Here is a 13,373-nt window from a genome sequence, read left to right as displayed (position 1 = left end):
ATAAAAAAGTTGATTAAGAGGTAGGTTATGTAACCTACTGTATACTAGGTACTTTTGATTATTATATAATTTATAAAAAAATTTAATTATAGAACTAATAAGTCTATGTTTTTGAATACATCGTATACCTGCTATCTTAGGATTAAATATCCATTAAATCTTTTATCAATCAGTTACCAATCTAAGTATTTATGCTGAAAAATGTAATGAATCGTGTAGGTGTGGCAACAGCCGTTCTGGCGACCGGCTTTCTGGTTAGTAATTGTCAGCCTGATGTTAAAATCGACGCACCCGCGCCGACGAACGTAGGTGCTCGCCTGGGAACCGGTGAGCAGTACAAACCCGGCGAAGTACTGATCAAGTTTTCGGAGGGGCTGAGCGCCGTTAGCAAATTACCCATTCTCAACTTGATTGGTGGAACGGTGACCGAAACGATCCTGACAAAAACGATGCAGCAGGCCGGACTAACCGAAGGCGTACTGGTCGTAAAAACAACGAAGGAACTTGCGCAGGTACTAAGCCTGCTGAATGGTCTGCCTGGTATCGAATTTGTCGAGCCTAACTTTATTTATACCCACCAGGCTACGTCCAATGACCCGGCATACACTAACGGATCGCTGTGGGGTATGTATGGATTGGCTACGTCACCCGCCAATCAGTATGGCAGCGGAGCTGGAACGGCCTGGGCAAACAACAAAACTGGATCGAGCTCGGTCATCGTCGGAATTATCGACGAAGGATTCATGACCACTCACGCTGATCTGAGTGCTAATACCTGGGTCAACCCCTACGAAACCGTAAACGGGCGTGACGACGATGGCAACGGTTACATTGACGACGTAAACGGCTGGGACTTTGCCGCCAACAATGCCAGTGTTTACGACGGGACCGCTGACGATCACGGTACGCACGTGGCTGGTACGATCGGAGCAAAAGGAGGTAACGGAATAGGTGTTGCCGGAGTCTGCTGGAACGTCAAAATGATTTCGCTGAAATTTCTGGGAGAAGGCGGTGGCTCTACGACCAGCGCGATCAAAGCCATCGACTACCTGACCGATCTGAAAACGCGGCACGGTCTCAACATCGTGGCTAGTAACAACTCCTGGGGTGGTGGTGGTTTTTCGCAGGCGTTGCAGAGCGCTATTGGCCGGGCCAACAACGCAAATATTCTGTTCGTAGCGGCTGCCGGTAATGGCGGCAGCGACGGTGTTGGCGATAACAACGACCAGGTGGCCAACTACCCCTCGAATTATACCAATGCCAACGTAATTGCCGTGGCATCAATCACCTCGTCGGGAGCTTTGTCTAGCTTCTCGAACTACGGCGCGCAGTCGGTTGATATTGGTGCGCCTGGATCGGGAATCGTCTCGACGTTGCCTTACACGGGATCAACACCGGCTTATGGCTCGTACAACGGTACGTCGATGGCAACTCCGCACGTAACCGGAGCGGTGGCCCTCTACAAATCGATCAACCCGTCGGCTACGGCGTCGCAGATAAAAGCGGCCGTTCTAAACGCTGGAGCGCCGACAAGTTCGCTTTCGGGCAAGACCGTTACCGGCGACCGGCTACGAGTCAGTACGTTCTAGTCTGAAGAAAGCCAGTGAAGAACTGGTTACCACTACGCAGCGAGCCCGCTAAACCATTGGAATATCTTCGATGGTTTAGCGGGCTCACTGCGTAGTGGTAACCAGTAACAGTCCTCGCCTAGGCATAACATACTACGTACAGTCTCGGCGAATCGACCGGGTGGCTGACTTGTACCGGGCAGGCGTTTCGATCTAATTATTACACGGAGCGTTTAGGCCCTCATAAGGTAAGGCGCATCAGCCAACCCGTAACCAGGCCGCCGTAGGTGCCCAGGACGTGACTCAGTACCGCTAGTAGCACGCCAACGGGGGCCAGCGCCGGGTGGAAGATAGATGCTACCGCCGGAGCGGTGGATACACCTCCGATGTTTGCCTGACTGCCGACGGCTACGAAGAAATACGGCGCTTTGATAAGGCGGGCCGTTACGAGCATGACCAGAATATGAATCAACATCCAGATCACCGCCACCAGGAACAACCCCGGATTACCGCCGAGATTCGAGAGGTCAAGCCGCATACCGATGGTCATAATCAGGAAATAGACGAACAACGTAGCGAGGTCTGTCGTACCTAGCTTTTCTAGTTTGCGTAAGCGGGTAAATGATAGGCCAATACCGAGTGTTGTCGAGAGGATGACGACCCAGAGGAAATTAGACGTAAACGGGTCAAGACCGTACGTAGCCAGTGCGGCTTTATACGGTTGCAGGTTGGTCGAAATCCAATAGGCCAGTCCGTGTGCGAATGCTCCACCACCAAAGCCTAATGCTAGGATCGTACTGAGATCGAGCAGGTTGGCTGGTCGGTCGGGTTCTTCTTTAAATTCCAGAATCCGCTGCTTCACTTCGTCAATTGACCGATTATCGGCATGGAGCCAGGCGTCGATTTTATCCTTATAGGCAGCGCCGTAAATCAGGCAGGCTGTCCAGGTGGTAGACACGACCGCATCGACGACTAAAATAATGGCAAACAATGGCTCGCTACAGCCGTAAATTTCTTTCAGTGCCAGCTGGCTGCTACTACCGCCAATCCAGCTGCCCGAAATGGTAACCAGACCTTTCCAGTATTCGTTGGCAATGGCCTGCTCACGGAAACCGGGCAATAGCCACATCACGATCAACAGGGCGATCGGAGCGCCAAGGATAATGCCAATGGTTCCCGCCATGAACGTAACGAGTGCTTTGTTGCCCAGACGTAAAATGGCACGTAAATCCGCCGTCGACGTCAGCAGTACCAGGGCGGCCGGCAGCAGGTAAGAGGTCGATACCTTATACAGCACCGACTGCTCACCCGAAACGATGTTCAGACTGTTCATGGCCGCTGGGAAAATATAGCATAACAGCAGCGCCGGTACGTAGGTGTAAAACTTCTGCCAGCCGGGGTGCGCCGATTGTGATGTTCGGAAAATCAGCGTTAACAGCACCAGTAGAATGCCTAACGTAACGGCATCGTTGGTAATCAGCGGTTCGTTCATTCGGGAAGGGAGTAGGGCTTTCTTAAAAACCGGCCGCCTGGCCGTCTTTGCGGGACTCGGTAGCGCCGTGGTATACCTTGTTCTTCGCGTCGTACAAGATAGCCTGGTAGCCGCCGTAGCCGCCCAGCCCGTAGCCAACTTTGTGTCCCATACGCATCAGATCGCGGATGGTTTCGTACGGATAACCGGATTCGAGCGTAATCATTCCAGAGTCGATCGTGCGTTCGCCCGTTGGTTCTGACGAACCCTGGTGGTCGATACGCGGGGCGTCGCCCGCTTCCTGTGGATTCATGCCGTAATCGATCAGGTTCATCACAATCTGCACGTGACCCAGTGGCTGGAAGCTGCCGCCCATCAGGCCAAAGCTCATGTAGGGCTGCCCGTCTTTTGTGATAAACGCAGGGATGATGGTCTGAAAAGGGCGTTTGTGGGGCGCGTACGTGTTATTCTGACCGTCGGTTAAACTATAAAGCTCACCCCGGTTCTGAAGCATAAAGCCCAGTCCGTCCGGCACCATGCCCGAGCCGAAACCCCGGTAGTTGCTCTGAATCAGCGATACCATGTTGCCTTCCTCATCGGCAACGGTCAGGTAAATCGTGTCGCCATCTTTGAGTGCCGGGTTACCGGCTTCAACCCGGGTAGCGGCCCGATTGGGATTAATGAGTTTGTGGCGCTCAGCCGCGTAGGCTTTGCTGATTAGCTCCTTGACCGGAATTTTAGCGAAGTCCGGATCGGCGTAGTACTTCGCGCGATCCTCGAAGGCCAGCTTCTTGGCCTCCACGAACCGGTGAATATGTTCCGGGCTACCCCAGGGAATTTTCGAAAAATCATAGGGTTCCAGCAGATTTAGCATCTGGAGGGCGGCAATGCCCTGACTGTTGGGCGGCAGTTCCCAAACATCGTATCCCCGGTAGTTTGTCGACGCGGGTTCGACCCAGGTGGATGTATGATCGGCCAGGTCTTTAGCGCTGAGAAAGCCACCCATTCGTTTCATGAACGCATCGATAGTCTGGGCGATCTCGCCTTTATAGAACGCATCACGGCCGCCTTTGGCGATCTTCTCCAGGGTATTAGCCAGGGCCGGATTTTTAAAGAGATCACCCCGTTTGGGGGCTGCGTTGTTGATCGAATACGTTCCGTTTACGTTCGGGTACTTGCCAAACCGGTTGAGCATGGATGGCCAGTAGAAGGCAGCTTCGTCGTGTACCGGATACCCGTCACGGGCGTAACGAATGGCGTGGGATAAGAGGTCGGTCATGGGCTTCTTCCCAAACCGTTTGTGCAGTTCGAACCAGCCGTCGACGCAACCCGGTGTCGAGACAGGCAGCGGGCCGTCGGATGGAATGTGCGTCAGACCACGTTTTTTGAATTCGGCCAGCGTCAGCGTATAGGGCGAGCGGCCCGAGGCATTCAGACCGTAGAGTTTCTTGCTTTTGGCGTCCCAGACGATGGCAAACAGATCGCCACCGATGCCATTAACGTGGGGCTCCACGACGCCCTCCATTGCGTTAGCCGCAATGGCCGCATCGATGGCATTCCCTCCGGAGCGGAGAACAGCAAGGGCGGCCTGGGTTGATAAGGGATGGGAAGTGCAGGCCATGCCCCGCTGCGCCATAACGACCGATCGGGTAGCAAAGCTCTTGCCCATCAAGCGGTCCTGAGCCGAGGCCACTAGGGACGTACTGGCCAGCAGCCAGAGAGAAAGTACAGTTTTCTTCATGTGAGAGTACTAGGCGGGTAATAAAAACAAGTGCCACGGTCATTGACCGTGGCACAAGATAATAAGCAACGAGTTACCGCCTAACCAGGGGGCCAGTTTATGCCGGAATCTGGCTGGTATCGTTTAGATTTAACACCTCGCTGGTATGCTTTCTGATCTGTTTGCCCAGATCCGGGTTCTTGCTGAGTGATTGCCCATAGGACGGAACCATCTCTTTCAGCTTGGTCTGCCAGGCTTCGGTTTTCACCTGCTCTGGGTAGCAGCGTTTCAGCAGGTCGAGCATGATCGATACGGCCGTCGACGCACCCGGAGAGGCTCCTAGCAGGGCGGCAATGCTGCCATCGGCGGCACTAACGACTTCGGTACCGAACTCCAGCACACCACCCGCTTTTTCGTCTTTTTTGATGACCTGTACCCGCTGGCCGGCCATTTCGAGTTCCCAATCGTCCATTTGGGCGTCCGGGAAGTACTCTCTCAGCGCGTTCAGCCGGTCTTGCGGGGACTGCATCACCTGTTCGATGAGGTAACGGGTCAGCGGAATATTACGCACCCCAGCCATCACCATCGGATACATGTTGCTGAGTTGGATCGAACCCGGCAAATCCATGTACGAACCGCTTTTCAGAAACTTAGTCGAAAAACCAGCATACGGTCCGAACAGCAATTCGCGTTTGCCGTCGATCATCCGGGTATCCAGGTGGGGCACCGACATCGGAGGAGCGCCAACCGATGCTTTACCGTACACCTTAGCCTGGTGTTGCTCAATGATATCGCGGTTGGTGCATTTGAGCCACTGCCCACTCACGGGGAAACCACCGTAGCCTTTGCTTTCAGGAATATTTGATTTCTCGAGCAGCCGCAACGAACCACCGCCCGCGCCGATAAAGACAAAGCTCGTATCAACGGTACGTGTCTGGCCGCTGGCATTATCTTCAACCTTGACCGACCAGCCACCCGTTTTCGACCGGCTCAGGTTACGGACATCGTGGTTGAAGTACATCTTGATCCCCGACATTTCCATCAGCCGAAGGAACATCGCGCGGGTAAGGGCACCAAAGTTAACGTCAGTGCCGATGTCCATTTTTGTGGCAGCTACCGGCTGGTTCGGGTCCCGATTGTGCATTACCAGCGGAATCCATTCGGTCAGCTTCGCTTTGTCTTCGGAATACTCCATACCCTGAAAAAGGTAATTCTGGGTGAGTGCCTCGAAGCGCTTTCTGAGATAGTCAACGTTATCTTTGCCCCACACAAAACTCATGTGCGGAATGGGTCGGATAAAGTTAGGCGCATCGTTCAGAAACCCTTTCTCCACGAGGTAGGCCCAGAATTCTTTCGATTCCTCAAACGACTCGGCGATCTTGATTGCCTTGACAATCTCAACCGTTCCGTCTTTACGTTCGGGGGTATAGTTCAATTCGCAGAAGGCCGAGTGGCCGGTCCCGGCGTTGTTCCAGGCGTCGGAGCTTTCGGCGGCTGCGCTGTCGAGTCGTTCGTAAATATCAATGGTCAGGTCGGGTTGCAGTTCTTTCAGCAACACGCCCAGGGTGGCACTCATAATGCCAGCTCCGATTAAGACTACGTCGGGGCCGTTCTGTTCGGAATTATCGCGCTTTGCCATTCAAATAGCCGGGTAAAAACATCTAAAGTAGTACAAAAATAGCAGGCTTGTTGTTCCGGATTGGCGGTGGAATCTTACTGTTAATTGAGGGCAATACAATTGCTTTTGTGGATTTAGCCTACTTTTGGCAAAAGTAACGCTACTGATCTGATGCTGTCGCGATTTTTTTCAATACTGTGAACAACATGATCCGGACAGAGCATTCCTGCGAATGAAAAAATTGCGTACAGGCCCCCTCTCCGGCCGTCTGCGCCGGGCTATGTGGCTGATTTGCTGCGTTAGTTTGCTTGGTCAATCGGTCTGGGCGCAGTCTATAAATCCAGTCCTTCCCACCCCCGAACCAGCGGGCATCCGGCAGGGACGTTTTATTGGGGTTGTAGCCGGAACGGCTGCATTTTACACGTTGACTTTGTTGCTACTCAAAAAACAGTGGTACAAAAAGAAAGTCCCCTTTCACAGCTTCAACGATAACGGCGAGTGGTTACAGATGGACAAGATCGGCCATATGACCACGGCCTATTGCATGAGCCGGGGCGGCTATGAACTGATGCGCTGGAGTGGCGTTAGCGAAGGGGCTAGTACGCTGACGGGTGGCTTGCTGGCCCTGTTATTTCAGACGACCATCGAAGTGTTCGACGGGCATTCGGAAGGGTGGGGGTTTTCAAGGGGCGACATGGTGGCGAATGTAGCGGGTACTGCCCTTTTTGTGGGTCAGCAGTACGGTGCTGGTCAGCAGGTTGTTACGTTAAAGTACGGATTCCGAAAAACGATTTTTCCTCAGTATCGTCCAAATCTGCTTGGGCACTCGGTGGGGCAGCAGATGCTGAAGGATTATAACGGGCAGCAATACTGGCTGTCGGTCAATTTGGCGTCGGTGTTACCGGTTGGTCCCGCCTTTCCGCGCTGGTTAAATATGGATGTGGGCTACAGCGGTAGCGGCATGATTGGCGGGCACGAGAACCCGAAGGTGTTCGACAAAGAGGGTAACGAAGTGAAGTTCGAACGATACCGGCAGTTCTTTATCTCCCCCGACGCTGATCTGTCGCGCGTTGGTACGTTCAGCCCATCGCTACAGCGGTTTATCGGGACGGCGCAGTTCTTTAAAATACCAGCCCCCTCGCTGGAATACAATAAGCAGCAGGGCGTACGGTTCCACCCGTTCCTGTTGCCGAAAGAATAGACAGGAGGGGAAGGTTATCCGGTTAGTCGTCGGTAAAATTCGTCGCGGTAACTGTCGCCGACGGGAATAATGGTTTTACCGATAAAAATACGGCTGCGTTCGACCGAGTCGATGCTGCTAATGTTGACGATGTAGGATTTATGCACCCGGACAAACTGCTCCTCGGGCAGTTGTTCCTGCATTTGCCGCATCGTTTGTAGAGTCATTACCCGGACGTCAGTGGTGTGCAGTACGCAGTAATTCTGCATCGCTTCAACGTACAACAGGGCATTAAACGTAACTTTAACCAACCGTGCTTCGGTTCGGACAAACAGAAAATCGCGCGTTTGCTCGGGTGCGTTGATGCCAGATGGTGTAGGTTGGCAAATAACCTCACGGGCTTTCTGGACGGCTTTGTAAAACCGCTCGAACGGAATGGGCTTCAGTAGATAATCGATGGCGCTGTGCTCAAAGCCATCGAGTGCGTAATCGGCGTAGGCGGTGGTAAAAATGATCCGTGTTTTTGTGCCAATCAGGTTCGCCAATTGTAGCCCCGTCAGGCCAGGCATCTGAATATCAAGAAAAAGCAGATCGACCGGATTTTCATCCAGCGTCGGTAGTACGTCGAGGGGATTCGTTGTGGCAAAGACAACATGCAGGTACGAAATATGATCGGCGTGGGCGCGTATCAGATCGATGGCCAGCGGTTTATCGTCAACGATTCCGCACCGGATGGGGCCATAGCGAACAGGGTCGCGCTGGATAATACTGGGCATGGTTCAGAACGTTATGTGGAGGTCTATGTCGAATAAGACGTCGGTGTCGTTGATGCGTAGGGAATGGCGGTCAGGATATTCCAGCGCAAGCCGACGCCGGATGTTAGCCAGGCCAATACCACCGGTTTTGTCTTTCTGGCCCGTTTGTTTGGCGTTACAGCACCGAAATATAAGCTGCCGATCATCGACCGTCAAATCAATGATAATGGCCTGACCCTGGTGTAAATCGCCATGCTTAAAGGCGTTCTCCACAAACGGAATCAGGAGCATGGGCGCAATCTGTCGGTTGTCGAATGATCCAGTAAATGATGTCCGTACGTTGTCGCGGACGCTCTGCCCGAGCTGTTCCAGGTCTATGTAGCTTTTGACGTACGAAATCTCCTCGGCCAGCGGCACCGCTACCGACTGACTGCTATAAAGCATATAGCGTAATAGGTCCGCCAGTTTCAACAGGGCGTCGGGCATCCGGCCGGGCTGGGTCAGAGAGAGGGCATAGAAGTCGTTGAGGACGTTGAACAGAAAATGCGGATTAACCTGCGCCCGCAGCAGCGACACCTCGGCTTTCATCTGCTCGCGGGCCCGCTGTTGTTGCTGGACGTAATTTTCGGCAAAGCCATACAGGACCCCGTAGAGCGCCCAGTTCCAGTAAAACAGCACCGCGTTTTGGACGAACCAGGTCCAGGTGAAATTTGGGTTAACGGCGTAGTTATCGTATTGAAATAAGGGTTTTAGAATGCCGAATTCAACCACGTAACGCATGGTCACGATCAGAAGAAGCGTGGTCGGCACGTTAATGATTGCCAGCCAGCCGGGCCACGGCCAGGGTCGTATCAGGAAACGATAAATCAGCGCGTATCCTGCGTAAAAGGCGGTTGCGTTGATGAGCATGTACATTGACGAAATAAGCAACGTACGGCCGACGGTAGGGTGATAACGACTGTGCTCGTAGTGCTGTATTGCGTCGCTGAGCAGCAGCAAACTCCAGAAAAGAAGATGGATCAGGACGAGGTATTGCCGCTTCATACACGCGTAGGTTTGGCCCAAAATACCACATATCTTGCTCAACTGCTGGTTGACTTGACGAACACTGGATGAGGCTACACCAATGCACTACTAACCTGGATAAACCGGCCCATTTCCCGGATCGGGGTTTTGTCAAGAGAAAAACGGCGTTGGTCAATCTCAGTTTGAGGGCTCATGGTGCACACCAATTTTTGGGTAATTATTCACCAACCCTGCTGAAATACCATGAACAAATTGTGCCTGTTCGTACTTTTTGTTAGCCAGCTAGCCCTGGCTCAATCTCCTTCTCAACCATCGCCCTTTGGGGCAAAAGCCGGTGAGAAATTAACCGTAACGGTGCATCCGGGTGTCGAACTGCTGGCCATCATCCAGTATCTGGCTGGTCGCGAAGGCCCGCAGCCATCCCCTTATCTGACGGCTGTACGTACCCATTTTGCTCCCTACCGGAATCACCCGGCGGTACTGTTTCTATTCAACTCTGACGTTTCTACCGGTTTTGATCTGCCAGAATTGGGCTGGTGTTTTGCCGATCCGATGAAACCGTCGACGTTTACTGTCCCTGACTCGACCTATTGGCTGAAAGCGTTTTCCCGGCAGGAGCTGACTGATTACCTGACACTATGCGCCGATTTTGCTAAGAAGAGTCAGTTTAGTGCGTTCTATCGGCAGCACCAGGCTGACTATGATCGCTGGGGCAAGGCCTACCGGCATCAGGTCGATTCATTGCAGATGGTGCAGAAACTAGAACGCTTTTTTCGCTACCCGACCACCAGCCGCTGGTACATCTGCCTTGACCCGATGAACTCATACGGCGCGCACGCCATCATGACCAAAACACTGGCTCCGGCCTTTAGCCAGTACATTGTGTACCAGCAAGGGTACTGGGACCGCCAGGCTAGTGCAAAAAAAGACCTTTCCTTCGATACCGGCATAACCAATATATACGATCTGGTCTGGCACGAGGGTAGTCACATCTATATCAGTCAATTACGTCAGCGATACCGGGCTCAGATTGATTCGCTCAATCATTTGATGCCCAAAAATGACCGACTCGCTCAGCAGAACATTAATGACTGGCCGCATTTTGTGGATGAGTCTATCGTACGCGCCATTTCGCTTGCCCTGCATCGTGAATATGTCGGGGCTGATGCTGCCAAACAGCGGCTCGCGTCGGAGGAGAAGAGTGGCTACGTATATACCGATAAACTAGCCAGTATGCTACAGAACGACTACCTCCATACCCGCCAGTACGCTACGTTCGATGAATACTTTCCGGTCCTTTTGCGGAACTGGGCAACGCTGAAGCCGGTCAATTAGTAGTTGTCTAGTTTGTAGCATTCCAGTGCATGAGAAACGTAGAAGCCCCACCTGGTACCAGGTGGGGCTTCTACGTGACTATCTTTTATTATTTCAATAACTCGGCCAGTTTCTTGTGCAAAGCCTCACCCCGCAAATTTTTGGCGATGATCTTGCCGTCTTTGTCCAGGAGAAAACTTGTCGGGACGGCTTTGATTGAATAAAGGCCAGCTGCTTCGTTTTTCCAGCCTTTCAGGTCCGATACGTGATACCAGGTTAGGTTGTCGGCGTTGATGGCTTTTTCCCAGAGCCGCTTTTTGTCATCAAGCGAAACGCCTAGAATCTCGAAACCTTTGTCGTGGTATTTCTGGTAAGCGGCCACCACGTTGGGGTTTTCTTTCCGGCAGGGACCGCACCAGCTGGCCCAGAAATCGACCAGTACGTACTTGCCCCGCAACGACGATAGCGCAACGGGTTTGCCGGTGGTATCGGCCATGCTGAACTCCGGTGCGGTGCGGCCGAGGCCGATTTTCGCCTGCTCGTCGAGGAAGGTTCTGATTCGTTTACCGTAATAGGATTGCTGGCCCTGCGGTGCCAGTGTGCCGTAAACTTTCTCCAGTTTCTCCGGCTCCATTTCGTAATAGGCCTGTGCCAGATAGGCACTTACGACGGAAGTGGGATGCTGCCGGATAAACTGCTGCGACAGCGAATCTGCCCGACCAAATGCGGCCTGAACTTCGCGGCTTTGTTGTTTCGCCAGACTGTCGGGTAATTTGTCAGACGGGTTGGCTTTCATGGCCGAGTATTTCTTCTCGATGGCCTGGAGTTTCTCACCTACCTGCGCGTCTAACTCACGGCGGTGCTGTTTGTAAAGTAAATCGAGCGGAGCACCTGTTATCTGTCCTTTGCTGATCGAATCTTTGTCGGTCTTAACAGTTACGGTGCCGGGCTGCATGAAAATCGGCAGTCGACTCGTTCGTTTGCTTAGGGCCACCGAGAAGACAGCAGGGTTGGGTATCGTGCCCTTGAACGTAAAGGAACCATTCGTGGCGCGGACAGAATCGGCCACGTATTCGTCCCCTTGTGGGTAGAACAGATAGACGTACTCATTAGTCAGCCCATTGATTTGGCCTTTAATTACGTATTGATCACTGGGGGCGGCCGACGTTTTTCTGGCAGTTTGCGCCTGCGCCGACACGGCCAGCAGGAGGCAGAAGGGGAGGAGAGTTTTCATAAAGAGCGAAAGAATGAAAGAGTGGAAGTGTGAATGAGCAAATGATATTCAGAGCAGTCGCTCTTTCATTCTTTCGCCCATTCACGCGTTTAGTTAATACACATAGCCTGGATTCTGCTGTAGGTTAGGGTTGGCGAGACCTTCGCCCTGGGGAATGGGGTAGAGCGCGGCCGTGGCTTTCCAGGTTGACTTTTTTGCGCCCAGCACAGCGTTGGCCCGGTTGGTCCGTTTTAGGTCGAACCAGCGGTGGCCCCATTCGGCGATCAACTCGATACGCCGTTCCTGCTCGACAGCCAGTAACAGGGTGGCTTTGTCGAGCGTTGTGGATAATGCAGCCAGCCCGGCTCGGTTTCTTAGCACGTTCAGATCGGCGATAGCGCCGGTGAGGTTACCCTGCTGCGCCCGCGCTTCGGCCCGGATCAGGTACTGTTCAGCCAGTCGGAACATCATCAGGTATTCGGTGACAGTAGCGTTGCTTTTGACCTTGTATTTGTACGGGTGCTTATACGTTTTGCCCTGATAAGTATAGCTTCTTACCCAGGCCGCCTGCCGCTTATCGGTTGCTTCGAAGGCATTGGGCGCATCGTCGGTGAAGTAGTAGAGTGGTGCGCCGTTAGTAGCTGGAATGGTCAGCGCGCCTACGAACGTATTGTTGTTGGGCGAAACAGGAGCCAGTTGCCAGATGGCTTCAGTGCTGTTTTTCAGAAACACGCTATTGGGGTCATCCACCAACGTGTAACCGCCATTGCTGATAAGGGAGGTGGCTTTAGCCTCGGCGTTGGTCCAGTCCTGCGTGTAGAGATAAGCGCGGGCGAGCAGCGCGGTAGCCGTCCACTTGTTAGGGCGGGTCTTTTCACCCGTTGTCGCATACGTAGCAGGGAGTTGCGCTTCAGCTTCGATCAGATCCCGGATGATGTTCTGGTAAACCGTAGCCTGTGGGGTGCGGCCCAGTGTTGCATTGGTTTGAAAGTTAGTCGACGTAACGAGAGGTACATCGCCGTAAAGATTCGTCAGGTAGAACAGATTGAACGCCCGGATTACTTTCGCTTCGCCCAGCAGCCGATCTTTGACGGCAGGTGTCAAAGCCGTTGACGCAGTCAAACCTTCAACGGCCGCGTTAGCGTAATAAATGTACTGGTACCCCGATGACCAGAGCGTACCTACCTGGGCCGTACTCGATAGCAACTGATTGGTCACAAAGGGTTGAAAGTCTGTCGACTGAAAATAAAGTAGCTCGTCGGCCGACATGCCGGCTATCATCGTGACGAGTCCGTTTCCCAGAAAGGCGGCATTACTGACGTTCATCTGCGAGTAGGCACCCAGCAGCGTCGAGGTGGCAGCCTGATCGCCACTGTACACTTTATCGGCAGCAACCAGCGTCGGTGAGGGGGCCACGTTGACGTACTGTTTACAGGCTGTCGTGCTCAGCAGAAAGGCCATCAGGGCCGGCAGGATGAATGTATTACGTTTCATGGAGGTGCTACGGT

Annotated in this window: 10 protein-coding genes; 3 read left to right on the top strand and 7 right to left on the bottom strand. The window is 53.1% G+C overall.

Annotated elements, in window-relative coordinates; all coding sequences use genetic code 11:
• Nucleotides 1-191 precede the first annotated feature (191 nt).
• Nucleotides 192-1,589 (top strand): S8 family peptidase, encoded by a 1,398-nt coding sequence (locus ACYVAD_RS07225; RefSeq protein ID WP_461138810.1) that lies wholly within the window; start codon nt 192-194, stop codon nt 1,587-1,589.
• A 220-nt stretch (nt 1,590-1,809) separates the two neighbouring features.
• Here ACYVAD_RS07225 and ACYVAD_RS07220 read toward each other — a convergent pair whose 3' ends face one another.
• The 3 genes from ACYVAD_RS07220 to ACYVAD_RS07210 all read right to left on the bottom strand — a co-directional run bounded on the left by ACYVAD_RS07220 (nt 1,810) and on the right by ACYVAD_RS07210 (nt 6,398).
• The gene (locus ACYVAD_RS07220; protein WP_461138809.1) at nt 1,810-3,060 is read right to left on the bottom strand and encodes a DUF819 family protein; all 1,251 of its coding nucleotides are present in this window, start codon (nt 3,058-3,060) and stop codon (nt 1,810-1,812) included.
• 22 nt (nt 3,061-3,082) lie between these two features.
• Nucleotides 3,083-4,780, bottom strand: coding sequence for a gamma-glutamyltransferase (gene ggt, locus ACYVAD_RS07215; protein WP_461138808.1), 1,698 nt, complete (start codon nt 4,778-4,780; stop codon nt 3,083-3,085).
• Between the two features lie 97 nt (nt 4,781-4,877).
• Nucleotides 4,878-6,398 carry a malate:quinone oxidoreductase gene (locus tag ACYVAD_RS07210; RefSeq protein WP_461138807.1) on the bottom strand — a complete coding sequence of 507 codons (1,521 nt, stop codon included), beginning with the start codon at nt 6,396-6,398 and terminating at the stop codon, nt 4,878-4,880.
• Between the two features lie 259 nt (nt 6,399-6,657).
• Here ACYVAD_RS07210 and ACYVAD_RS07205 point away from each other — a divergent pair, with 259 nt between their 5' ends.
• Entirely contained in the window at nt 6,658-7,578 is a 921-nt protein-coding gene (locus ACYVAD_RS07205) for a DUF2279 domain-containing protein (RefSeq protein WP_461138978.1), read from the top strand.
• Nucleotides 7,579-7,592: 14 nt separating this feature from the next.
• Here the strand turns inward: ACYVAD_RS07205 and ACYVAD_RS07200 are convergent, their stop codons facing one another.
• Both ACYVAD_RS07200 and ACYVAD_RS07195 read right to left on the bottom strand, forming a co-directional pair.
• Nucleotides 7,593-8,333 carry a LytR/AlgR family response regulator transcription factor gene (locus tag ACYVAD_RS07200; protein ID WP_461138806.1) on the bottom strand — a complete coding sequence of 247 codons (741 nt, stop codon included), beginning with the start codon at nt 8,331-8,333 and terminating at the stop codon, nt 7,593-7,595.
• Between the two features lie 3 nt (nt 8,334-8,336).
• Nucleotides 8,337-9,356 (bottom strand): sensor histidine kinase, encoded by a 1,020-nt coding sequence (locus ACYVAD_RS07195; protein ID WP_461138805.1) that lies wholly within the window; start codon nt 9,354-9,356, stop codon nt 8,337-8,339.
• 225 nt (nt 9,357-9,581) lie between these two features.
• Here ACYVAD_RS07195 and ACYVAD_RS07190 point away from each other — a divergent pair, with 225 nt between their 5' ends.
• Nucleotides 9,582-10,673, top strand: a complete 1,092-nt coding sequence (locus ACYVAD_RS07190; RefSeq protein WP_461138804.1) for a DUF4932 domain-containing protein — start codon at nt 9,582-9,584, stop codon at nt 10,671-10,673.
• An 88-nt stretch (nt 10,674-10,761) separates the two neighbouring features.
• Here ACYVAD_RS07190 and ACYVAD_RS07185 read toward each other — a convergent pair whose 3' ends face one another.
• Both ACYVAD_RS07185 and ACYVAD_RS07180 read right to left on the bottom strand, forming a co-directional pair.
• Nucleotides 10,762-11,886: a redoxin domain-containing protein gene (locus ACYVAD_RS07185; protein ID WP_461138803.1), complete on the bottom strand. Its 1,125-nt coding sequence runs from the start codon at nt 11,884-11,886 to the stop codon at nt 10,762-10,764.
• Between the two features lie 93 nt (nt 11,887-11,979).
• Complete coding sequence (locus ACYVAD_RS07180; protein ID WP_461138802.1) at nt 11,980-13,359, bottom strand: RagB/SusD family nutrient uptake outer membrane protein; 1,380 nt, start codon at nt 13,357-13,359, stop codon at nt 11,980-11,982.
• Nucleotides 13,360-13,373: the final 14 nt, after the last annotated feature.

This window comes from Spirosoma pomorum, assembly GCF_054776615.1.
Note: the sequence above shows the minus strand (reverse complement) of the source record. Positions and strands in the feature narration are given on the sequence as shown.

Bases quoted from the DNA above. Each gene is read 5' to 3' on its own strand.
- ACYVAD_RS07225 (WP_461138810.1), top strand. From the start codon at position 192: ATGCTGAAAAATGTAATGAATCGTGTAGGTGTGGCAACAGCCGTTCTG.
- ACYVAD_RS07220 (WP_461138809.1), bottom strand. From the start codon at position 3,060: ATGAACGAACCGCTGATTACCAACGATGCCGTTACGTTAGGCATTCTA.
- ggt (WP_461138808.1), bottom strand. From the start codon at position 4,780: ATGAAGAAAACTGTACTTTCTCTCTGGCTGCTGGCCAGTACGTCCCTA.
- ACYVAD_RS07210 (WP_461138807.1), bottom strand. From the start codon at position 6,398: ATGGCAAAGCGCGATAATTCCGAACAGAACGGCCCCGACGTAGTCTTA.
- ACYVAD_RS07205 (WP_461138978.1), top strand. From the start codon at position 6,658: ATGTGGCTGATTTGCTGCGTTAGTTTGCTTGGTCAATCGGTCTGGGCG.
- ACYVAD_RS07200 (WP_461138806.1), bottom strand. From the start codon at position 8,333: ATGCCCAGTATTATCCAGCGCGACCCTGTTCGCTATGGCCCCATCCGG.
- ACYVAD_RS07195 (WP_461138805.1), bottom strand. From the start codon at position 9,356: ATGAAGCGGCAATACCTCGTCCTGATCCATCTTCTTTTCTGGAGTTTG.
- ACYVAD_RS07190 (WP_461138804.1), top strand. From the start codon at position 9,582: ATGAACAAATTGTGCCTGTTCGTACTTTTTGTTAGCCAGCTAGCCCTG.
- ACYVAD_RS07185 (WP_461138803.1), bottom strand. From the start codon at position 11,886: ATGAAAACTCTCCTCCCCTTCTGCCTCCTGCTGGCCGTGTCGGCGCAG.
- ACYVAD_RS07180 (WP_461138802.1), bottom strand. From the start codon at position 13,359: ATGAAACGTAATACATTCATCCTGCCGGCCCTGATGGCCTTTCTGCTG.